We start from the raw sequence: 20,980 nt of genomic DNA, 5'->3' as shown, positions 1-20,980 counted from the left end.
GCCCGGCGACCTCACGGGAATCGGCGCCGCCCGTGGCGAGCTCGACCTCGCAAACAGCCGCGCACCCTTCCATCGGGCCGCTTCCGCGTCCTCACCGGCCTCGTCGTCGGCTCCTCCGGGATGTCCGAGCCCGGGGCGGACGACTCCCGGCCTCCCGCGGCGACATCGCCCGCAGTCCGACAGCGGCTGACCTGCTCGCGCAGCAGCCGCCTGCCGGCGCGGGGGTGGCTCGGCCCCTCGCACGAGGCGATCCGATCCATGCCTGGTGTCGCATGGAAACGAACACGGATCGTCGAGAACAGGCTCGCAGACTCATCCTGGCCGCTGCGGTCGTGGCCGCGTTCTATCTCTGTTGGTTGATGCTGAGGCCCTTCGTCGACGTGCTCCTCTGGGCGGGAGTCTTGACGCTCACCTTCAACCCCGTGCATCGGCGGCTCCTCGCGCGCACGAACCGGCCCAACCTGAGCGCGGGGTTGACGACCCTGTTCGTGATCGTCGCCATCGGCGTGCCGATGGGTCTCGTGACCTGGGCGGTCGTCCGCGAGATCACGCCGACGGTCGGGCTGCTGCAGACGGCCATCGGTCAGCTCCTCGACCCCGAGTCCGAGCTCACCGGGCCGACGATGCGGTGGTTGGGCCAACACGTCGACCTCGAGCAGATCCGGCATCAGATCAGCGAACAGCTGCAGGCGCTCGGCCTGCAGCTCGCCAACACGACTCTCGGCGTCCTCGGCGACGTGCTCGGCCTGGTGGTTCGGGCGCTGTTCGTCGTGTTCGTCATGTTCTACCTGTTCCGCGACGGGCGGACGGTGCGCGACGCCCTGGCGGGCGCGATCCCGCTGCAGGATCTGCAGACCCGGGAGGTCCTGCGACGGATCGGCGAGGTCGTGGACGCCAGCGTCAACGGCGTGCTCGTCATCGCCACCCTGCAGGGCGTCCTCGGCGGCCTGGCCTTCGCGGTGCTCGGCGTGCCCTCGGCCGTCATCTGGGGCGTGGCGATGATCTTCCTGTCGTTGATCCCGCTCGCCGGCGCGTTCGTGGTGTGGATCCCGGCCGCGATCTACCTCGTCGTGTCCGGCGCGTGGATCAAGGCCATCCTGCTCGCGCTGTGGGGCATCTTCGTCATCAGTTTGGTCGACAATTTCCTGCGGCCCCGGCTCGTCGGCAAGCGGGCCAAGCTGCACGAGCTCTTCATCTTCTTCGCGGTGCTCGGCGGCCTGCAGGTGTTCGGGCTCATCGGCCTGGTGCTCGGGCCGGTGGTGCTGGCGATCGCCCTCTCGCTCTTCGAAGCCTTTCGCCACCCCGCCGACGCCCCGGCCCCTGCAGTCGGCCGATGAATGTCCGTAAGGACATGTCTAAAAGAACATCTGCAGCCCGAGGCTCCAGCCGATCGTGTAGTCGCGGATCGGCGTGAACGGCAATTGAATCGAGCCGACCAGCGAGCCGCGGGGGTGGAAGTTGTAGGCCACCGCCGTCAGGGCGGTGGCGCGGAACGTCCCGATCTCGCGGAACAGCTCGCCCGCGCGGTTGCCCGGGCAGAACTCGCGCCCGCCCTCCGGGGCCGCGCACCAGGCCGCCAGGCGCGTGTCGAGCAGCAGGCCGAAGCCGAGGTTGACCTTGCCGCCGGCCAGGCGCGCGCCGACCTGGCCGCTGACGCCGAAGTCGAGCGCCACCCCGGCGCGGCGGATGTCGACCGCCGAGATCGCCAGCGTCTGCCAGTACCACGTCATGTACGTGCGCGTGAACACGGCGTACGGCGCGATCGCCACGATCGGCCCCGGGTCGACGGTGAAGCGGACCGTGCGGGTCGGGATCGACCCGTTGAGCCCGACCGTGAAGACGCGGTGGATCAGCTTGCTCGCGTGCGGCGTGAACCGCAGCTGCACCCGCGTGTCGCCGTAGCCGACCCGCGTCTCGCCGTTCGTGTCGGCGGCGCGGAACATCAACAGCGGCGCCTGCAACGCCATCGACAGCCACGGCCGCGGCGCGTACTCGCCGACGATCGACAGCGAATCCATGGTGCCCGGATTGAGGCCGAAGCCGGTGTACACGAATTCATTGATCAGCAGGAGGCGCGTGTTGGCCCGCCCGCCGGCGCCGTTGAGGCTGTTGATCGTGCGCACCCCCTCGGACGCGCCGTGGCCCGGCACGTGGTGCGCGCGCGCCAGCGCCGGCGCGAGCAGCAGCGCCGCCGCCAGCGGGCGCAGCAGCCACGCCGCGGCCGCGCGAGCGATCACCGCCCCCCCTTGATCGCGTGGCACTCGACGCACCCGCGGCGGTCCTTCGCCATCCAGTCGGCGACCAGCGGCGGGCGGATCACCTTGTTCATCTCGACCATGTGGCGCTCGAGCGTCGCCGGGTCCATCCCCACCATGCGCTTCGCCATGTGCGACTCGAGCTCATGGCACTTGAGACAGGCGCCGCGGGTCGACTGCGACGTCATCGCCCCGTGGTGCTCCTCGGCGCGGATGTTGGGGGCGAACGCCGTGATGCAGCCGGAGTTCGCGCCCGCCAGCGCCGCCGCCACGAGCACGGCCGCGGCCACTCCGCCGGAGGCGAACCTGGCCGGCCTCGGCCGTGCGGCGCTGCGGGACACCATCTCTGCCGTGTAACCGATCGCGCTGCCTCCTGCGCCGCAGCGGCCGGCAAACCCCGCTCCTGCGACATCGGGTCGCATCGCCGCGACCGGCGCCGCGTGCGACAGCCCGACGCATGTACACCGTCGCCGCGCCGCGCCTATCTTGTCGGTCCCTGCCATGATCCGCGCCGCCCGCTCGCTCCCCGTCCTGCTGTCCACCGCGTTCCTCGTGGCCTTCGCGGCCGGATGTCACGGTCACGACGACATCGGCAAGCCGTGCGACAACGCCGAGCAGTGCGCCGAGGGTCAGGTCTGCGACTTCCACGACGGCAAGGGCACCTGCCAGGAGCCGCACGGCCACGGCAGCGAGGGCGAGACCCACTCGACCGACGACCACGCGACCGACCACGAGCACGCGACCGACGACGAGCACACGAGCACGGGCGGCGACCCGACCGAGACCACCAGCACCACCGGCCACGAGCACGGCGAGACCGAGCACGAGCACACCAGCACCGGCGACACCTCGACCGGCTAGCGCCGCGACCAGGTCACGGACATGTCCTTCAAGACATGTCCCGAACCGCAGCCCGCGCCCGCGCTCCCGCGCCGTCGCCGACTTTCTTTGTCTCCCCGCCGGACCGGGTATCCTGCGCGGCGTGTCCGCTCGCCCGCTCGTCCTCGGCCTCCTCGTCGCGTTCGCCGTCGTCCCGGCCGCCCGGGCCCACGACTACTGGCTCGAGTTCTCGCCGCTCGCGCCCGCGGCCGGCGGCCCGATCGCGCTGAGCCTGTGGGTCGGCGAGGACTTCGCGGCCGAGGCGCAGAAGGCGATGGAGCTGCGGCGGCTCGTCTCGCTGCGGCAGATCACCGCGCTGGGCGAGCTCGACCTCCTGAGCCAGGCGCGCGACGGCGACCGCCCCTTCATGGGCCTGCGCCTCGGCGGCCCCGGCGGCTACCTGTTCGGGCTCGAGCGCGACGCCTCGCACGTCGAGCTGAAGCCGCTCAAGTTCAACCGCTACCTCCGCCACGAGGGCATGGGCGCCGCGTTGGCCGAACGCAAGCGCGCCGGCGAGCGCTTCGAGCCCGGGCGCGAGCGCTACACCCGGTACCTCAAGGCCTTCGTCCGCGTCGGCGACCCGGTCGACGGCGTCTCGACGCGCGTGCTCGGCCATCGCCTCGAGCTCGTGCCCGAGCGCGACCTCGCCGGCGTGCACCCGGGCGACCGCCTCGGCGCGCAGCTCCTCTTCGCCGGCGAGCCGCTGGCCGGCGCCCGCGTCGAGGCCTTCTCGCGCGGCCCCGACGGCCGCGTCGCCGCCCAGGAGGCCACCACCGACGGCGACGGCCGCGTCACCTTCCGCCTCGACCGCGGCGGCGCGTGGCTGCTGCGCGCGGCCCACATCCGGCGCTGCGCCAACTGCGAGGGCGCCGACTGGGAGAGCTTCTGGACGTCCTACAGCTTCGCCGTGCGCTGAGGCGAATCATCGCATGTCCCGCAGGACATGCCCCGACGGTCATGCGATGATTCGCGCCCTCAGCCGGTCGCGCGCCAGCCGCGGAGCACCGGCGGGTGGCCGCAGCTCGCGCGCGAGCGGTAGCGCAGCTTCCCGGCCACCCCGGCGATCGCCGACTTGTGCGCCTCGTAGTCGTCGGCCGCCAGCAGCAGCCCGACCTGGCGCTCGCCCTGCGAGCGCACCTCGGCCAGCAGCAGCGGCGCCAGCGGGCCGGTCAGCGCCTCCCGCAGCTCGGGCGTGCCGACCTCCGGGCTGTCCTCGGAGACAGTGTACAATTGGACATAAACTTGCGGACAGCTGGTGTCCCCGGCCCGCGGGCTGCGGCGCGGCAGCAGATCCTGCTGGGCCGCGTGGATCTGGCCGTCGTCGTGGAGCGCCAGCGGGGCCGCGGCCGCGCGGGTGCGCAGCGCCGCGTGGTGCGGCGAGGCTGTCCCATCGGCCAGGAGCAGCTGGGCGCTGACCCACAGCTCGCCGGCGGCGTCGAGGCCGATCGCGCGCGGCGACGGCGTGAGCTCCTCCGCCGGCGCCGGCTCGGACGCCCACGCGCCGGCGGCCGCGTCCCAGAACCACGTCGCGCCGGCCAGCTGCACCGGCGCCAGCTCGACGCGCTCCCACATGTCCCAGTCGCCGCCGGCGTGGATCCGCCACAGGCTGTCCCTGGGGCCCTCCTCGTCGATGACGGCCCAGATCAGCGGCTCGGCGGTCTCGGCCAGCGCCACGACCGCGCCGCGCACCGGCGGGGCGTCGAGCAGGCGCCACGACGTGCCGTCGAAGCGGGCCACGTAGGGCACGAGCACGTCGTCGATCTCGACCCCGTCGCCGATGAGCACCTGGCCGCCGCTCTCGACCAGCGCCTCGATCTGCCGCGGCGCCCGCGACTCGATCGCCGGCAGCGGCGCGAAGATCCCCAGCGCGTCCTCCGGGCCCCAGCGCAGCACCCCGCTCGACGGCGCCGCCGCGCCCGCGCTCACCGACGCGAACAGCTCGCCGCTGGCGAGGCCGGCGACCCGGCTCGGCCGCAGCACCTCGCTCAGGCCCGGGACCTCGAGCCGCGGCCGGGCCGGGCGCGCCCCCTCGTCGTCGAGCACCACCAGCGCCGCGTCGCCGGCGGCGCTGCTGCGCAACGCGATCGCATGACCCTCGGGCCATGTTGCATAGTCCAGGTAGTACGCCCCCGGAGCGTCGGGCTCGGGCTCGTGCGGTGCCCACGAATTCTCACGCCGGCGATACACCCGGTGCGCGGGATCGTCCCCCTCGCGGCTGGTCGTCAGCCACAGCGCGTCGTCGCGGCCGCCGATCGCCCGCACGTGCCAGCCCGCCTGCGGCTCGGCCGGCTCGAGGCCCTGCAACCAGGCTGTCTCTTGGACCAGGTTACCATCGGCCCCGGCGCGCGCCAGCATCACCCCGCCGGCCGCCACCATCTCGCCGTCGCTGAGGCGGTGGAGCGAGATCGGGCCGCGACGGGTCGCCACGGGGTGCAGCTCGACCCTCACGGTACGGGGCGCGCTCGGGCCGTCGTCCACGACCTCGGCGGGGGCGGCCGCCGGCTTGGTGAGGACCTGCGCCGCCGCGGCCTCCTTGGCCGGCAAGGGAGCGTGGCTGTCGCAAGCGCCCAGGGCGACGGCGGCGAGCAGGGCGAGGCGCGAGGAGGAGAGGGCCATATGATCGCTCCCCCCCATCGTACCGAAAAACGCCCGCGGACGGGCGGCTGATCGGCTCTGTCCGCCCCGCCGCGGCCCTGGCGCCCGGGGCCTGCGAATGAAGCGCGCCCACGCTCAATCGGCGTGGAGGATCACGCGCTCCCAGGTCAGGTCGCTGTTGAGATACTGCGCCGCCCCGCAGCGGAAGCCGCCGCTCAGGTTACCGGCGCTGGAGTGGAAGCACAGCCGCCGCTCCCCGTTGTCGCCGTTGAGGTCGCAGCTGGTGCGGTTGAGCAGGTCGCCCTCGCCGGCGAAGCCCCACGAGTACGCGTCGCTGTAGTACCAGGCCGACCCGTTGGCGTTGGTCGGCGTGTTGCTCATCCCCGTGTCGGCGGTGACCGAGGCGCGCGGTCCGTGGGCCAGCAGCGTGTACGTCCCGCTGCCGACCGGGCGGCACGCCAGCATCAGGTTGGCCTTCGAGCACTGCTGCAAGATCTGCGTGAACGACGTGCCGCTGTGGCCGAACAGGTCGATGTGGCACACGTCCCAGCCGACCAGCGCCCCGGTCGGCACGTTCTGCTGCGGCCCGAACGCGGTGTACTTGTTGATCACCGTCTTCGTGCAGTCGGGCTCACAGCCGTCGCCCGCGATCTGATTGCCGTCCTCGCACTCCTCGACGCCGATCCACAGGATGCCGTCGCCGCACACCGCGTTCTTGCAGCTCGCGGTGCACGCGTCGGTGTTCTCGGCGTTGGCGTCGTCGCACTCCTCGACGCCCATCATGACGATGCCGTCGCCGCAGCCGGCCAGCGTGCACTGGCTGGTGCACGCGTCGGCGTCGTCGGGGTTGCCGTCGTCGCACGCCTCGATGCCGAGGTGGACCACGCCGTCGCCGCACTCGGCGATCGTGCACGCGTTGGTGCAGTCGTCGCCGTCGGACTGGTTGCCGTCGTCGCACTCCTCGACGGCGGCCAGCACGAAGCCGTCGCCGCAGGTGGCGAACACGCACGAGTTGGTGCACGCGTCGTTGTTGAGGATGTTGCCGTCGTCGCACGCCTCGCCGGGGTCGAGGTTGCCGTCGCCGCACCTGGGCCCGTCGGTGGTGTTCTGGCTCCCGGTGCCCGCGGTCGCGTCGTCGGTGGTGGTGCCGTCGTCGGTCGTGGTCGCGTCGCCGCTCGTGGTCGTGGTCGCGGGCGCGGTCGTCGTCAACTCGGTCGTCGTCGTCGTCGCCGGAGCGGTCGTCTCGGTCACCACCGCGCCGGTGTCGAGCTCACTCCCCTTGGCGCAGCCGACGGCAACCAGCAGCACCCCGAACCATGCGCTTCGCATGGCCCAACTAGACCACTCGAGCCGCGAGTTGACAACGTTCGCGGCCGCGCAGACCGGGCGCGCAGGCGCGCGAGCACATGTCCGCAAGGACAGACGCCCCCCCTGCGTCTACCACAACCCGACCGCGCGCAGGTGTTGCAGCGCCCGCTGCAGCACCTCCTCGCGCGAGCCCTCGCTCGCGATCTCCGCGGCGATCGCCGCGTGCTCCGGCCGCAGCGGTTGCCACGCGCGACGCGCGTGCTGATACACCGACACGTCGGCATCGGAGACGTCGCCTGTCCTGCGGGACAGGCGCGCGACGACCGTGGCCTCGTCGGCGGTGCACACCAGGATCTGCGCCTGCACGCCGAGCGCCGCCGCCAGCGCGACGAACGGCGCGCGCTGAGCGTCGAGCTTGAAGTTGGCGTCGACGACCACGCGCTCGCCCTCCGACAGGCGCGCCTCGGCCAGCTCGCGGCACACCTCGTAGGTGCGCTCGGTCCAGGCCGGCGTGTACACCGAGGCGTCGGCCGGCGCCTCGGTCGGCAGGCCGGCGAGCTGCTTGCGCACCGCGTCGGAGCGGACCCACACGAAGCCCTCCTCGGCCAGCGCGCGCGCCAGCGTCGACTTGCCGGTCCCCGGCAGCCCCATCACCAGCAGCAGGCACGGCGCCAGCGCCGGCGCCTGCAGCTCGCGCAGCGCCAGCAGCAAGTACCGCCGCGCGCGCCCCCGCGCCGCCGCGGCCTGCTCCTCCGGCACCTCCGGCTCGCACGCCTTGAACGCCTCGACCTTGGCCCGCACCGTCGCGCGGTAGGCCACGTACAGCGGCAGCAGCGCGCGCCCCTCGCTCACCTCGTCCTCGGGCGCCGCCGCGAAGTACCCGTCGCACAGCGCCTCGGCCAGGTCGCGCCGGCCCGCGTCGCGCAGGTCCATCACCAGGAACGCCAGGTCGGCCACCGGGTCGGCGCAGCGGAACTGCTCGCCGAACTCGATGCAGTCGATCACCACGATGTCGTCCGGCGCCTCGCGCTCGGGGAACCAGTACACGTGCTCGAGCCGCAGGTCGCCGTGGGTGTCGCGCGGCACGTGCCGCCGCGCCCGCGCGTCGATCGCCGCGTGCACCCGCCCGAGCGCCTCCTCGGTCGCGCGCTCGACCCGCGTCAGCAGCAGCTCCGGCACCACCCCGAGCGGCGCCAGCTGCACGAAGTTCTGCCGGCAATTGCCGGCCACCGCCGCGAACGTCGCCCACGCCGAGACCGCCGGCCCGCGCCGCGCCCGCGCGTGGAAGCCCGCGATCGTGGCCCCCAGCCGCTGCAGGAGCGCCGCGTCGGCCTCGCCGGCGGCGATCCGGCTGCCGAGCCGGGCCGCGTCGGGCAGGCGGCGCATGTGCACCACCCAGTCGATCACCTCGAGGTCGCCGCCCTCGTCGAGCTCGCGGCCGACCCGCAGCTCGTCGCCCACCTGAACGATGGGCAATGTCCCCAAGTACACGTCCGGGGCGAGCCGCCGGTTGAGCTCCACCTCGAGCTGGCAGAAGTGCCGCCGGCGCGACAGCGTCGAGTAGTCGAGGAACTCGAGGTCGACCGGCTTCTTCAGCTTGAAGACCTCGTCCTCGATCAGGAACACCACCGACACGTGCGTCTGCACCACCTCGACCCGGACCCCCGCGTCGCGCCCGAAGGCGCGGGGGTCCGAGAGGGCGGCGATCAGCGCGGTGAGCTCCATGGCGTGCTCGAAGGCTGCCACGGCGAGGCCCCGCCCGTCCACGTGCGACTGTCACGATCGCCCGAGCACCGCCGATCGGATCACAGCGAGCGCTGCGCGCCGCGGACACCTGTCGCGGCGCACGGACTCACGCGGCCCGCGGACACCTGTCGCTCGCGTCACGCTACGGCAGCAGGCGCAGCGCCTGGACCCGCCGCACCACGCGTTGGTTGACGTCGGGCACGAAGCAGGTCGAGTGCTCGTGCGCCCCGACGTCCTCCGCCAGCGCCAACCGCGGCGGCGCCGCGCCGGCCCACTGCGCGCCGACCCCGGCGTCGAGCCCCTGGGCGCTAGCGATCGGCACCGTCCCGTCGCCGCCGCCGGCCGCAGGCACCGCGCGACGGCCGGCCGGCAGGTCCCAGCGGTACGCGGTCTCGGTCGCCATCCCCGCCGCGTACAGCATGAACGTGCGCGGATGCGCGTAGCCGCCGAGGACCTGGTGAAACGCCTGCGCCGTGGCGACCCCGGCCCGCAGCGTCGCGCGGTAGGCGTCCCACCGCGCCAGCGCCCGGGCCGCGCGCGCGCGGTCCGCCCTGAGCCGCAGCTCGTGAAACTCCGGGAAGCGCCCGTCCCACTCGTCGTCGAGCTCGATCAGCCGCGCCTCCGACGCCCGCGTGATCGCGTCCGGCGCGTCGCCGAGGCCCTCCTCGAGCAGCCTCGCCAGCTCGGCCGCCGGCAGCTCGGGCACCACGCTGCGCGGCCCGCCGCTGAGGTAGTCGGCGTAGATCTGCGCCGCCGGCACCACCTGTCCCGAAGGACCGGTGAGCCAGCCCTCGTACGCGTGGTTCGGCATCAGCTGCAGCGGCCCTCGGTGCCGCTCATGATCATCGTGTAGCCCCACCAGGTCCCGCCGAGGATCCCGGCGAAGATCTTGCCCTCGAGCCCGGTCGCCCTCTCGTTGGCGAGGCCCTCGACGAACCGGCGGTAGACCACCACCGCGCCGTTGCACGGCTGGACCACGTGGACCACCCCCTTGACCAGGTTCGCCACCCCGCAGCCGGCCGGCGCGCAGGCGTAGCGGGCCACCAGGCCGCCCATGCTGTGCGTCACCAGCACCACCTTGTCGACCCCGCCCGTGCTTGTCGAGCACGTGGCGGATCCGCCGCGCCAGCAGCGTCGCCCCGTTCGAGACCGTGCGCCGCCTCAGCGGCCCGATCTCGTGGGCCAGGGACCTCGAGAAGATATGGCGCGCGGTCGACCCGAACGGCGACCCGAACTTCTACGGCCGCCAGCGCGGCTGGGGCGGGGTGTCGCAGAGCTATTATTACGAGATCCTCAAGGCGCTCGAGGTCGCGTTCAACAGCGGGTCGTACGCGGCCGGCGAGCACCCGGTGTACGCAGGACATGAACACCGACGTCGTCCGCGACACCTCGCGCAAGAGCGGTCGCGACGACACGAGCACGATCGGCCGCCACCAGACCGACGACGTCGGCGTCGACCGCAAGGCGAGCGTCGGCAACAACGAGACGCTGTCCGTCGGCGTCGACCAGTCGCTGACCGTCGGCAACGACCAGACCATCTCCGTCGGCACCAGCCAGAGCCTCAGCGTCGGCGTCGATCAGAGCGAGACGGTCGGCGCCAACCAGACCGTCTCCGTCGGCGCCAATCAGTCGACCACCGTCGGCGGCAGCGACGACGCGCCGCGAGGGCGCCGGCGTCCCGCGACCTCCCTCGCGGGGCTATCGCAGGGCCGTCCACCCCTGAGCGACCGCCATCAGCCGGCGCGCCGGCCCGCGGCCTTCTTCGCGCTCGCCTTCGCCTGCTTCTTCGCGCCCGTCTTCGCCGCCTTCTTCGCTCCGGCCTTCGCGCTCGCCGCCTTCGCCTGCTTCTTCACCCCCGCCTTCGCCGTCTTCTTCGCCCCGGCCTTCGCGCTCGCCGCCTTCGCCGCCTTCTTCGCCCCGGCCGAACCTGCCTCTTTCGCCATGCCCTTCGAGCCCTGTCTCTTTGTCTCTGTCCCTTCCGCCATGCCCTTCGGGCCACCCTGCCCGACCAGCGCGCCGAGCCTCTTCGGCGCCACCGCGCGGTAGCTCTCGTCGATCCACTCCGCCAGCAGCGCGATCGGCAGCGCCGCCGCGATCGGGAACACCGCCGTCACCCAGCCGCTCTTGCCGAGCCCGTAGCCGGTCGGCGACGCGAACGGCAGCAGCAGCGCCGCCCCGTGCGAGGCCGGCAGCTTGCAGGACAGGCTGAGCGTGCCGGGCTCGCCGCCCATGAACAGGAACGCCTTGCCGCGGACCTTCACGGCCGTGTGGCCCCACGGGAACTCCTCGACCGCCTCGGGATAGGCGAGCGCCAGCGCACGCAGCTGTTCTCCGCCGGCTCCGATCGCTTGCTTCGTCATGACGACCTCACGCGCGTTTTCAACCGTTGCAGTCTCACGCGCCGCGCGGCCTGTCAAGCGCCCGCGTTTCGCTACCATCGCCTCGCCGACGCCGCCATGAAGCACAAGTTCTATATCGACACCCACAAGGGCGCCAACGCCCTCGCCGTGCTCGCGCTCATCGCCTGGTTCGACGCCTGGCACAACGAGACCGCGTGGATCTACCTCGCCCTCCACGGCACCTACGGCCTGCTGTGGATCTGGAAGAGCCGGCGCTTCCCCGACAAGCAATGGGAGCAGGAGGTCGGCCTCGGCTACGGCCTGCTCACGTGGGCCACGCTGACCCTCTACTGGGTCGGCCCGTGGATCATCGTCCGCGACGACCTCCACACCGCCCCGTGGCTGCTCGCCCTGTGCGTGGCGATGTGGGGCCTCGGCGTGTTCCTCCACTTCGCCTCGGACATGCAGAAGCACATGCACCTCGAGCTCACCCCGGGCACCCTGCTCACCCGCGGCCTGTGGGCCCGCTCGCGCAACCCCAACTACCTCGGCGAGCTGCTGATCTACACCAGCTTCTGCCTGGTCTCGCGCCACTGGGCGCCGATGCTGGTGCTCGGCGTCATGTTCTTCGGCGTGTGGCTGCCCAACATGCTCAAGAAGGACGCCTCGCTGGCCCGCTACCCCGAGTTCGCGGCGTGGAAGGAGCGCACGAGCCTCATCATCCCGGGCCTGCTGTGAGCGCACGGACGCGCGCGCCGGGCCGCCTTCATCGCCGGCCCGGCTCCGTGTCACCGGTGAATCACGGATCGACGGGCAGCCCGCTCGGCACGCGGAGCGGGATCAGGTGCGAGAAGTCGGCCCCGTTGTCGTCGCTGAGCGCGTGCAGGAAGCTGACCAGATTGTCGAGCGCGAGCGGCCCGCCGATGTTCACGGTGTAGAGCAGCGGGTCGACCCCCTCGGCGATGATCGCCTGCCGGTTCTCGAGGAACTGCGAGTGCATCGCCACCTCGTCCACGCTCTCGGTGATGTCGTAGCCGAGCAGCGCCAGCACCGGGAATCGGTAGTGGCGGAGGAAGTCCTTGATGTCGTTGTAGTGGCTCTGCCGGCCCCACGGCCCGGTCAGCATCACGTTGCGCAGCGGCGGCGTGCGCCAGGCGTACTTGTCGGCCGGGTCGCCGGAGATCCGCATGCGCCCGAAGTCGTCGAGCCCGCCCGGACCGTCGCCCCCGGGCACCGTGCCGCCGGGCCCGAACTGCGGCTGCAGCGTCTTGTGAAAGTCCTCGTCGGTAAACGCGTTGCCCGCGTGGCACGACGTGCAGTTGCCGAGATCGGAGTCGAGGAAGCGCCGCGCGCCGGCCAGCTGCGCCAGCGTCAACGCGTCGTCGTCGGCCTCGACCACCCCGGTGGCGGGGTCGATGCGGCCGACGAAGCGGTCCCACGGCGTATCGTTGGAGAAGAACGCGCGGAACTCGTACGCCGCGATCGCGTTGCCCGCGTACGCGAAATGCATATCCGCGAAATCCACGCCCGGGTAGGCCGCCTCGAACATGTCGACGTACTCGGGGATCTCGCCGAGCCGCTCCATCATCTTGCCCCACGCGCACACGACCAGCCCGAACGGCGGGTTGTCCTGCGGACATTCGGTGGTGAACTCGTTCTCGCCGGGGAAGCCGAGCATCTCCTGGTCGGTCACCTCGGGCATCATCGCCTGCCCCGCGGCCACCAGCATGTTCGGGTCGAACGCGTCGTCCTGCCACTCGAACGGGATGAACGGCCCGCCGAGCGGGGTCACGTACCCCTCGGCGTTGAGCGGCACCTTGTGGTCGACCGTCAGCCCCAGCTGCAGCTTGTGGAGATTCCACAGCGGCTGAGTGGTGCGCCCGCCCACCGCCGCGCCGACGCGCTCCGGCCCGATCCCGACCCCGTGGACGCCGCGGTTCATCGTCAGGCGATCGGTGGTGCCGAGCCGCGGGTGATGGCACGTCGAACAGGAGACGTCCATGTTGCCGCTGAGGATCTTGTCATAGAAGAGCGCCTCGCCGAGCTCGAACAGCTCGTCGGACACCGGCGGCGGCAGCTCGAGCGGCTCGATCCCGTTCTCCTCGATCAAGTCGCGCACCTCGTCGACGAGCCAGCTCCGCAGCAGCTGCCCGGGCGCGAGCACGCCCGTGAGCCCCTCGGCCCCGATCAGCTCCTGATTCGTCGTCCCCGCCGCGCGCGCGGTCGCTTCCCCGGCGACGCACACGAAGGCCGTGATGACCGACATCGACAAAACCGCCACAATACGATGCTTCAGCATGATACTCCCAAGCAGGATTCCGACGCGCCGCCCCGATACCGCCGGGCTGCGCGCCAGGGTTCTCTTGTCTGGCAATGTGCCACCTGTTCGTGAGACTTCGAACGCGCGTGCCCCACGCGCGAGGATTCGCCCGCGAACGCCTCGCGGCTCAAAAGAGTGATTCTTCGATCATCTCACGGCCTCGCTCCTCGCGTCAAGCCGCGTCCCGGGTGCCCACAATCGAGGTTCGCCCCACGGGCCCTGAAGTTCGCCCCACGGGCCCTGAGTTTGCCGGATCTTCGTCAGATGCATTTCCCGGCGGGCATCTGCTCGGGCGTGCGTACGCAGGTCTTCACGCACGATTCCTCACGCACGAGCCTCCGTCTTCGAAAGGCTACCCGTCCGTCCGCAAGCGCTGTCTTCACGGCCGACGCTGCCCACATTCGCGAGCCGGCTCGACAGCGATCTCTCCGGTATTTCCGCAACAAGCTCCGTGGGGCCGGCGTGCACGTTCGCCGGCGTGCGCGTGCACGCCGTGCGATCGTGACGACATGGCGGGGCCACGCACCGTGCCCATCGCCTGCGCGTGGCCCTCGACGTTCGCAACACCTGATATGCGTAACGAATCGCCGAACGGATCTCGAAAAGTTTCTCGCCCCTTCGACTCGCCCGCGTGAGCCGTCTTCCTCCCGCGCGCACGCTCCGGCCTCACTCGCATCTCGCGCGGATCTGCGACCGACGACGCTCCTCCTCTTCTGTAATTGCGGTCGTGATTCTCGGCTCGCCTTCGCGCTCCACCGCGGGCTGTGGCGTCAGCAACATGTCTCGCCGCGACCGACGGCGCCGCGGCGAATCATCGCCGTCGGCGGCGCTTCGCGGGCGAACATGGTTCGACGCCCAGCTCCTCGGCTCCGCCCCTCGCCTGCGCGGCCCGCGTCGACGTCTGCGTTCACTCGCGGCCGCGCCCGCTCAGGGCTCGAGCTTGCGGTGCGTGAAGCGTCGCTTGCCGGGTCCGTAGTCGGACGCGACTTGCCCGCGGCCGCGCAACAGCCAGCGATATGTCAGCAGGCCCTCGGCGCCGACCGGCCCGCGGGCATGCAGTTTGCCCGTCGAGATCCCGACCTCGGCCCCGAGCCCGAAGCGATAGCCGTCGGCGAATCGCGTGCTCGCGTTCCAGAACACGTCGGCGGCGTCGACCGCGGCGAGGAAGCGCTCGGCCGCCGCCGCGTCGGCGGCGACGATCGCCTCGGTGTGCCTCGAGCCGTATCGGTCGATGTGGGCGAGCGCGTCCGCTTCGCCGTCGACGTGGCGGATCGCCAGCACCAGCGCCCCGTACTCGTGGCCCCAATCGGCCTCCGTCGCCGCCACCAGCTCCGGGTGGCGCGCCCGCGTCCGGTCGCACCCGCGCAGCTCCACCCCGCGCCCTTTCAGCGCCGTCACGCACGCGGCGAGGGCCGCCTCGGCCCCGTCCTCCCACAGCAGCGCCTCGATCGCGTTGCACGCCGCCGGGTAGCCGCACTTGGCGTCGACCGCGATCGTGGCCGCCATCGCCGGCTCCGCCGAGGCGTGGAGGAACAGGTGGCACACGCCCTCGGCGTGACCCATCACCGCGATCCTGGTGCTGCGCTGGACGTGGCGCACGAACTCGTGCCCGCCGCGGGCGATCACCAGGTCGAGCACGTCGTCGAGCGCCAGCATCGCCGTGATGTCCTCGCGCTGCTCGAGCAACGTGATCGCCGCCGCGCCGACGCCGTGGCGCTGCAGGGCCCGCTGCATCAGCTCGACCAGCGCGCGGTTGCTCTCGCGCGCCTCGCTGCCGCCCTTGAGCAGCGCCGCGTTGCCGCTCTTGAGGCACAGCCCGCCGATCTGCGGCGCCGCGTCGGGCCGGGCCTCGAACACCACGCCGACCAGCCCCAGCGGGCACGGTACCTGCTCGAGCACCAGCCCGTCGTCGAGCTCGCGGCGCAGCCGCGCCTGCCCGAGCAGCTCCGGCATCGCCGCCAGCTGGCCGAGCCCGTCGGCCACGCTGTCGAGCTTGGCGACGTCGAGCCCGAGCCGCTTGAGCCGCGCCGGGTCGAGCTCGCCCGCCGCGGCCGCCGCCCTGGCTGCCGCCACGTCGCGGGCGTTGGCCGCCAGCAGCCGCTCGCGCTCGCGCGGCTCGGCGAGCGCCGCCGCCACGTCGCGCAGCAGCGCCGCGCGGGCCGGACCGGACAGCGCGGCCAGCTGCCGACCGGCCGCCCGGGCCGCCAGCGCCAGCGCGCGCACCCGCTCCGGCTGTCCCTCGTGACCTGTCGCCTGCGTCATGTCCCTCTCACCCTGTCCTTTTGAGCATGTCCCGATCGACCTGTCCGCGCGGGCATCTGCTCACACCTCGGTCAGCGCCAGGTTGTCGCGGGTGACCACCGCGTCGTAGCCGCAGAAGCCGAGCACCCCGGCGATCTCGCTGCTGTGGCGGCCCGCCAGGCGGCGGCACTCCTCGGCCGCGTAGTTGACGAGCCCGCGCCCGTGCACGCGCCCGCTGCCGTCGCGGATCTCGACCAGGTCGCCGCGCGCGAACTCGCCGTCGACGCGGACCAGCCCGATCGGCAGCAGCGACGCCTTGCGCTGGTGCAGCGCCGCGATCGCGCCCTCGTTGACGACGAGCCCGCCGCGGGCCTGCCCGCCCGAGGCGATCTGGCGCCGGTGGGCCGAGCGGCGCTGCTGCGGCGGCACGTAGGTCCCGCGGTCTTCGCCGGCCAGCGCGGCCACCAGCGCCCCCGGCAGGTGGCCGCTCGTGATCAGCACCCCGATCCCCGCCTTGCTGGCCAGGCGGGCCGCCTCGAGCTTGCTCGTCATCCCGCCGGTGCCGCCGGCCGACGTCCCGGCCGTGCGCGCCAGCGCCTCCTCGCTGACGTCGGCGAGCTCGGCGATCCGCCGGGCCTCCGGGTCGGTGCGCGGGTTGGCGGTGTAGAGCCCGTCGACGTCGGTGAGGATGACCAGGAGGTCGGCGTCGACCGCCACCGCCACGCGGGCCGACAGCCCGTCGTTGTCGCCGAACTCGAGCCCCGGCCCGGCCGCGCCTTGATTGCGGCGGTACTCGATCAGCTCGCGCACGCTGACGCTGTCGTTCTCGTTGAGGATCGGCACCACCCCGAGCTCGAGCAATCGCATCAGCGTGGTGCGCACGCACAGCGCCCGGTCGCGGTCGGCCAGGTCCTCCTGGATCAGCAGCACCTGCGCCGCCTTGACCCCGAGCTGGCCGAACAGCTGGGTGTACAGCGCCATCAGATGGCCCTGCCCGACCGCCGCGCAGGCCTGGCGCAGCCCCAGGGAATCTGGCCGCTTGCTCAGGCCGAGGACCCGCTGGCCCATCCCGACGGCGCCGCTGCTGACCACGATCACCTCGCGGCCCTGGCGGTGCAGGTCGCACGCGCCCTCGACCAGGCTCGACAGGCGCCCGAGCGCCAGCCCGGCCTCCGGGTGGGTCACGACCCCGGTCCCGAGCTTGATCACGATCCGCCGCGCCCCCGCCACCTCTCGCCGATTCATCGCACCGCCCTCTCGGGCCCCGCGCCGACAATGATCATAGCGCCGGCGCGCGTGCGGCGGCGGCGACGACCAGGTCCGCGTGCGGATCGCCGGCTCGTTCGACGCACCGTCGTCCATCGACGCTCGTGAGACCGTCGCCGTCACCGCCGGCACCTCCTTTATTGTCGCAGTCACCGAGCTCCTGCTGTCGAGCGAGGTCGTCACCGTCGACCCGCCCGACATGATCCTCGTGCCGCCGCCGGCGCGGTACCAGGATCACTGCTGCCGTCCGCCCCGGCGACGCCGGCGGCAGCGGCGTCGAGTGCATCAGCATTGTCCCGATCCCCCCTGCCGCAATGAATGTGACAGCGGGCGAGCGGCCGGCTCGATGGCGGGTGAATGTCAGGTCGAACGGCCTCTGGTTGTTGGGGCCCGGCGTTCCCTGCACATACAGGCTGCTGCACATTAGCATCCCTGTGCATGCAATCAGCATCGGCCCTTCGGGTTGTGAACGCTGGCACACCCTCTCGGGTCGTGACACGCGTCATCACCGACTGTAAATCCTGTTAGCTACTTCACAATACAACAGCGTAAACCCAGCCCAGCCCCGCCGATTTCAGACCTTGAGGCGGGCGGCAGGAGTTTCACGGTTTGTGTTGACATGCAGCGGATGGGCAGGCTATGTGCGTGCTCATGCACCGACTTGGGTGTACGTACAAACGTAGCATCTGAGGAACGCTGTCAACCCGTCGTCACGGGCCCCCATCGGGCCTGAATGGGATGACGTCCGTATACCGCGGCGGGGGCGATTCGCGGCGAACCCGCAAGAGGGCAACATGCGCAGGAGTGCTTGGATCACCATTTTGGGTGCCGTGGCTGCACAGGCGGCGATCGTCTCCACGGCCGAGGCCGGTCCGAGTGACGCGGTATTGGTCGGAGTCATCCGCGACGCGAGCACCGGCGAGGGCATCGAGGGGGCGCTCGTCATCGTCACGGGCGAGAAGATCCAGGGCGAGCGCACGATGACGACCAACGTCAGCGGCCTCTACCGTATTCCCAACCTCCCGCCCGGCACCTACGACATCGCCGTGTTCGCCAAGGACTACGGCGCCGGCAACAAGCGGACGGGCCTGCAGCTGCGCGCCGGCACCACCATCCGCGTCGACATGACGCTGGTGCGGTCGGGCACGCGCGAGGTGATCGAGGTCGCCGTGCCGGCGCCGACGGTCGACGTCGGCAGCAGCGCCACCGGCCTGTCGGTCGACCGCGAGATGGCGCAGCGGGTGCCGATCGCCATCCCGACCGGCAAGGGCGCCGCCAATCGTTCGTTCGAGGCCATCGCCGAGGCCACCCCCGGCGCGCGCAACGACACGTACGGCACGAGCATCGCCGGCACCACCTCGCCGGAGAACAAGTACTACGTCGACGGCCTGTCGGTGAACGACCCCGGCTTCGGTCTCAACGGCACCGGTCTCTCGATGGAGTTCCTCGAGGAGGTGCGCATCGAGGCCGGCGGATACATGCCGGAGCACGGGCGGTCGACCGGCGGTGTCATCAACGCGGTCACCAAGAGCGGCTCCAACGAGTTCCATGGCAACGTTTGGGCCTACTACACGCCCGGCCAGCTCGAGGGTCGGCGCGAGATCGCCCGCCGCGAGGGTGACGCGATCGTCACCGAGCGCAACCTCAATTGGATCGGCGACGCCGGCTTCGACCTCGGCGGGCGCATCATCAAGGACAAGCTGTGGTTCTACGGCGGCGTCAGCCTCGCGCGCACCGTCTACGACCTGACCAGCTCGTGGAACCGGGTGGTCGTCGACCCTGACGGCAACGCGCTGATCGACCCCGACACCAAGTTCACCGCCACCGAGCGCATCGCCGGCACCACCCAGCGCTTCAAGGCCCAGGGGACCACCGTCCAGGCGCTGGGCAAGCTGACCTACTCGCCCAACAAGCGCAACACGCTCGAGCTGCTGGCGATCTACGCCCCGAGCCTGTCGGGCGGCAACGGCACGTTCGGCATGAACGCCCAGACCGGCCAGCCGGAGGTCTTGAACCTCGTCGGCGACTACGGCGCGCTGGCCCGCAAGTACCGCGACAACGCGACCGACCTGCAGTTCAAGTGGAACTGGCGCGACGACGAGGGCAAGTGGAACTTCGACACGATCCTCGGCTGGCACCACCAGCTCAACCAGCGCAACGCCGTCGACGGCACCGGCGTCGGTGACACCACCGGCCTGGCCGGCACGCCGAGCGTCGTCTATCGCCGGAGCAACAACTTCTACGACCCTGACGGCAACCTGCTCGCCGTCGACGATCCGCGTTATCGCCAGGTGCACTCGCTGACCGACCTCACGCCGCTGCCGTCGGGGGCACCGGGGGGCGCGTGCGACCCGATGACCTACACCTTCGTCGATCCGACGTCGATGGACGCGCAGACGCGCAGCGTCATCTGCCCGATCCGCCAGTGGACCTCGGGCGGCCCCGGTCTCCTTTACGATCGGCGGCTCGACCGCTTGCAGGCGCGCGAGATCGTCACCCGGCTCGCCCGCGGCGCCGGTCACCACGTCATCAAGTTCGGCGTCGACTTCGAGTACACGCAGTACAACAGCAACCGCGGCTACAGCGGCAACCAGATCTACCGCGAGTCGACGAGCGGCACCAACTTCGCCGACTTCCGCATGTACTCGTTCCTCAGCGCGCCTGACGAGGCCAACGTCATCCGCAACCTGAACTGGAACGTCATGTCGACCACGATCGGCGGCTTCCTTCAGGACAGCTGGTCGATCATGGACAAGGTCACGTTGAACGCGGGCCTCCGCTACGACGCCCAGCATTTGTTCAGCGGCGACCGCACGCTGGCGATGGCGCTGCCGAACCAGTTCTCGCCGCGCGTCGGCCTGATCTGGGACCCGACCTACGCCGGCAAGGCCAAGCTGTTCGTCAATTACGCCCGCTTCTTCCAGAGCGTCCCGCTCAACCTCGCCGACCGCGCCGGCACCGGCGAGCCCGGCCTGCAGTCGTTCCACAACGCCGTCGGCCCCGGCGCGTGCAACGACCCGTTGGCCCCCGGCGCCAACGACCCCGGAGGCGCGTGCACCACGGACGCCAATCGTCTCCCGATCGGCGGGCCCACCGACCCTGACCAGCGGTGGGCGCTGGCGAGCGCCGGCAAGACCCCGATCGACCCGCGGCTGCGGCCGCAGTCGAGCGACGAGATCGTCGGCGGCGGCGAGTACGAGATCATCACCGACACGCGCCTCGGCGTGCAGTACACCCACCGGTGGCTGCACCGCGCGATCGAGGACATGAGCCGCGACGAGGCGGCCACCTACTTCATCGGCAACCCCGGCTACGGCATCGCCAAGGACTTCCCCAAGGCCAAGCGCGTCTACGACGCCGCCACGATCTTCATCGAGAAGCGGTTCTCCAAGCACTGGATGATCACCGGCAGCTACACGCTGTCGTGGCTGCGCGGCAACCTCGCCGGCCTGTTCCGCCCGGAGACCGGCCAGCTCGACCCCAACACCACCTCCGACTTCGACCTCATCTCGCTGCTCGAGAACCGGTCGGGCTACCTGCCGGGCGACACCCGCCACTCCTTCAAGATCTTCGCCGCCGGCGAGATCGTGCTCGGCAACGGCCAGTTCCTGCGGCTCGGCGGCGCGTTCCGGGCCCGTTCGGGCGGTCCCACCAACTTCCTGGCCTCGCACGTCCTCTACGGCTTCGACGAGTCGTTCATCCTCCCGCGCGGCAGCGGCGAGCGGTTGCCGTGGAACTTCTCGATCGATCCGACGATCGGCTACACCAAGATCCTGCGCAAGGACCTGCGCATCACCGTCTCGATGGACGTGTTCAACGTCGCCAACTTCCAGCAGGCCCTGGCCATCGACGAGCGCTACACCTTCGACGAGGTCAACCCCGTCAAGGGCGGCACCATGGAGGACCTGAAGATGCTCACCACCACCTCCGGCGCCCCGGTCACGGTGAACCCGAACTTCGGCAACCCGACCATCTACCAGCAGCCGCGGCAGTTCCGCTTCGGCATTCGTCTGTCCTTCTGATCGATGAGG

At 71.4% G+C, this 20,980-nt stretch carries 16 protein-coding genes and 2 pseudogenes; 6 read left to right on the top strand and 12 right to left on the bottom strand.

All coding sequences use genetic code 11. The features are described 5' to 3' along the window. The first annotated feature begins 272 nt into the window (after positions 1-272). A complete protein-coding gene (locus K7C98_RS03745) occupies positions 273-1,337 on the top strand; it encodes an AI-2E family transporter (protein ID WP_224190108.1) in 1,065 nt (354 codons plus the stop codon). An 18-nt stretch (positions 1,338-1,355) separates the two neighbouring features. On the opposite strand, the gene K7C98_RS03740 is transcribed toward K7C98_RS03745, so the two are convergent. Then, entirely contained in the window at positions 1,356-2,237 is an 882-nt protein-coding gene (locus K7C98_RS03740; protein ID WP_224190107.1) for a hypothetical protein, read from the bottom strand. Further along, positions 2,234-2,599 carry a hypothetical protein gene (locus K7C98_RS03735; RefSeq protein ID WP_224190106.1) on the bottom strand — a complete coding sequence of 122 codons (366 nt, stop codon included), beginning with the start codon at positions 2,597-2,599 and terminating at the stop codon, positions 2,234-2,236. Before K7C98_RS03735 ends, K7C98_RS03740 begins: the two co-directional genes overlap by 4 nt. Before the next feature lie 157 nt (positions 2,600-2,756). On the opposite strand from K7C98_RS03735, the gene K7C98_RS03730 reads away from it, so the two are divergent. Both K7C98_RS03730 and K7C98_RS03725 read left to right on the top strand, forming a co-directional pair. Then, a complete protein-coding gene (locus K7C98_RS03730; protein WP_224190105.1) occupies positions 2,757-3,116 on the top strand; it encodes a hypothetical protein in 360 nt (119 codons plus the stop codon). Positions 3,117-3,237: 121 nt separating this feature from the next. Continuing rightward, a complete protein-coding gene (locus tag K7C98_RS03725) occupies positions 3,238-4,050 on the top strand; it encodes a DUF4198 domain-containing protein (RefSeq protein ID WP_224190104.1) in 813 nt (270 codons plus the stop codon). Positions 4,051-4,109: 59 nt separating this feature from the next. Here K7C98_RS03725 and K7C98_RS03720 read toward each other — a convergent pair whose 3' ends face one another. The 5 genes and pseudogenes from K7C98_RS03720 to K7C98_RS03700 form a co-directional block, all read right to left on the bottom strand. Then, the gene (locus K7C98_RS03720; protein WP_224190103.1) at positions 4,110-5,750 is read right to left on the bottom strand and encodes a hypothetical protein; all 1,641 of its coding nucleotides are present in this window, start codon (positions 5,748-5,750) and stop codon (positions 4,110-4,112) included. A gap of 114 nt (positions 5,751-5,864) precedes the next feature. Beyond that, positions 5,865-7,058, bottom strand: a complete 1,194-nt coding sequence (locus K7C98_RS03715) for a DUF4215 domain-containing protein (protein WP_224190102.1) — start codon at positions 7,056-7,058, stop codon at positions 5,865-5,867. Positions 7,059-7,166: 108 nt separating this feature from the next. After that, on the bottom strand, positions 7,167-8,783 hold the full coding sequence (locus K7C98_RS03710; RefSeq protein WP_224190101.1) for an AAA family ATPase: 1,617 nt from the start codon (positions 8,781-8,783) through the stop codon (positions 7,167-7,169). 142 nt (positions 8,784-8,925) lie between these two features. Further along, entirely contained in the window at positions 8,926-9,594 is a 669-nt protein-coding gene (locus tag K7C98_RS03705; RefSeq protein WP_224190100.1) for a hypothetical protein, read from the bottom strand. Further along, positions 9,594-9,866 (bottom strand): annotated as a pseudogene (locus K7C98_RS03700) (hypothetical protein); the annotation flags it as partial. The gene K7C98_RS03705 and the pseudogene K7C98_RS03700, both read right to left, overlap by 1 nt. A gap of 279 nt (positions 9,867-10,145) precedes the next feature. On the opposite strand from K7C98_RS03700, the pseudogene K7C98_RS45430 reads away from it, so the two are divergent. Then, a pseudogene (locus tag K7C98_RS45430) lies at positions 10,146-10,427 on the top strand (bacteriophage T4 gp5 trimerisation domain-containing protein); the annotation flags it as partial. Between the two features lie 89 nt (positions 10,428-10,516). Here the strand turns inward: K7C98_RS45430 and K7C98_RS03690 are convergent. Then, complete coding sequence (locus tag K7C98_RS03690) at positions 10,517-11,143, bottom strand: MmcQ/YjbR family DNA-binding protein (RefSeq protein WP_224190098.1); 627 nt, start codon at positions 11,141-11,143, stop codon at positions 10,517-10,519. 96 nt (positions 11,144-11,239) lie between these two features. Here K7C98_RS03690 and K7C98_RS03685 point away from each other — a divergent pair, with 96 nt between their 5' ends. Continuing rightward, entirely contained in the window at positions 11,240-11,860 is a 621-nt protein-coding gene (locus K7C98_RS03685) for a DUF1295 domain-containing protein (protein ID WP_224190097.1), read from the top strand. 61 nt (positions 11,861-11,921) lie between these two features. Here K7C98_RS03685 and K7C98_RS03680 read toward each other — a convergent pair whose 3' ends face one another. The 4 genes from K7C98_RS03680 to K7C98_RS03665 all read right to left on the bottom strand — a co-directional run bounded on the left by K7C98_RS03680 (position 11,922) and on the right by K7C98_RS03665 (position 17,400). Then, on the bottom strand, positions 11,922-13,388 hold the full coding sequence (locus tag K7C98_RS03680; protein WP_224190096.1) for a cytochrome-c peroxidase: 1,467 nt from the start codon (positions 13,386-13,388) through the stop codon (positions 11,922-11,924). Between the two features lie 981 nt (positions 13,389-14,369). Then, positions 14,370-15,704 carry a glutamate-5-semialdehyde dehydrogenase gene (locus K7C98_RS03675; protein ID WP_224190095.1) on the bottom strand — a complete coding sequence of 445 codons (1,335 nt, stop codon included), beginning with the start codon at positions 15,702-15,704 and terminating at the stop codon, positions 14,370-14,372. Between the two features lie 60 nt (positions 15,705-15,764). Continuing rightward, on the bottom strand, positions 15,765-16,928 hold the full coding sequence (gene proB, locus K7C98_RS03670; RefSeq protein WP_224190094.1) for a glutamate 5-kinase: 1,164 nt from the start codon (positions 16,926-16,928) through the stop codon (positions 15,765-15,767). 34 nt (positions 16,929-16,962) lie between these two features. Next, on the bottom strand, positions 16,963-17,400 hold the full coding sequence (locus K7C98_RS03665) for a hypothetical protein (protein ID WP_224190093.1): 438 nt from the start codon (positions 17,398-17,400) through the stop codon (positions 16,963-16,965). 343 nt (positions 17,401-17,743) lie between these two features. Here K7C98_RS03665 and K7C98_RS03660 point away from each other — a divergent pair, with 343 nt between their 5' ends. After that, a complete protein-coding gene (locus K7C98_RS03660) occupies positions 17,744-20,971 on the top strand; it encodes a TonB-dependent receptor (RefSeq protein ID WP_224190092.1) in 3,228 nt (1,075 codons plus the stop codon). Positions 20,972-20,980: the final 9 nt, after the last annotated feature.

It is taken from the genome of Nannocystis pusilla, assembly GCF_020073745.1.
GTDB classification, from domain to species: domain Bacteria; phylum Myxococcota_A; class Polyangia; order Nannocystales; family Nannocystaceae; genus Nannocystis; species Nannocystis radixulma.
This window is presented reverse-complemented; position numbering and strand designations above follow the sequence as displayed.

What these genes read in the sequence shown, in the direction of transcription:
- K7C98_RS03745 (WP_224190108.1), top strand. Translation starts at nt 273, where the DNA reads ATGGAAACGAACACGGATCGTCGAGAACAGGCTCGCAGACTCATCCTG.
- K7C98_RS03735 (WP_224190106.1), bottom strand. Translation starts at nt 2,599, where the DNA reads ATGGTGTCCCGCAGCGCCGCACGGCCGAGGCCGGCCAGGTTCGCCTCC.
- K7C98_RS03730 (WP_224190105.1), top strand. Translation starts at nt 2,757, where the DNA reads ATGATCCGCGCCGCCCGCTCGCTCCCCGTCCTGCTGTCCACCGCGTTC.
- K7C98_RS03720 (WP_224190103.1), bottom strand. Translation starts at nt 5,750, where the DNA reads ATGGCCCTCTCCTCCTCGCGCCTCGCCCTGCTCGCCGCCGTCGCCCTG.
- K7C98_RS03715 (WP_224190102.1), bottom strand. Translation starts at nt 7,058, where the DNA reads ATGCGAAGCGCATGGTTCGGGGTGCTGCTGGTTGCCGTCGGCTGCGCC.
- K7C98_RS03705 (WP_224190100.1), bottom strand. Translation starts at nt 9,594, where the DNA reads ATGCCGAACCACGCGTACGAGGGCTGGCTCACCGGTCCTTCGGGACAG.
- K7C98_RS03690 (WP_224190098.1), bottom strand. Translation starts at nt 11,143, where the DNA reads ATGACGAAGCAAGCGATCGGAGCCGGCGGAGAACAGCTGCGTGCGCTG.
- K7C98_RS03685 (WP_224190097.1), top strand. Translation starts at nt 11,240, where the DNA reads ATGAAGCACAAGTTCTATATCGACACCCACAAGGGCGCCAACGCCCTC.
- K7C98_RS03680 (WP_224190096.1), bottom strand. Translation starts at nt 13,388, where the DNA reads ATGTCGGTCATCACGGCCTTCGTGTGCGTCGCCGGGGAAGCGACCGCG.
- K7C98_RS03675 (WP_224190095.1), bottom strand. Translation starts at nt 15,704, where the DNA reads ATGACGCAGGCGACAGGTCACGAGGGACAGCCGGAGCGGGTGCGCGCG.
- proB (WP_224190094.1), bottom strand. Translation starts at nt 16,928, where the DNA reads ATGAATCGGCGAGAGGTGGCGGGGGCGCGGCGGATCGTGATCAAGCTC.
- K7C98_RS03665 (WP_224190093.1), bottom strand. Translation starts at nt 17,400, where the DNA reads ATGCTGATTGCATGCACAGGGATGCTAATGTGCAGCAGCCTGTATGTG.
- K7C98_RS03660 (WP_224190092.1), top strand. Translation starts at nt 17,744, where the DNA reads ATGCGCAGGAGTGCTTGGATCACCATTTTGGGTGCCGTGGCTGCACAG.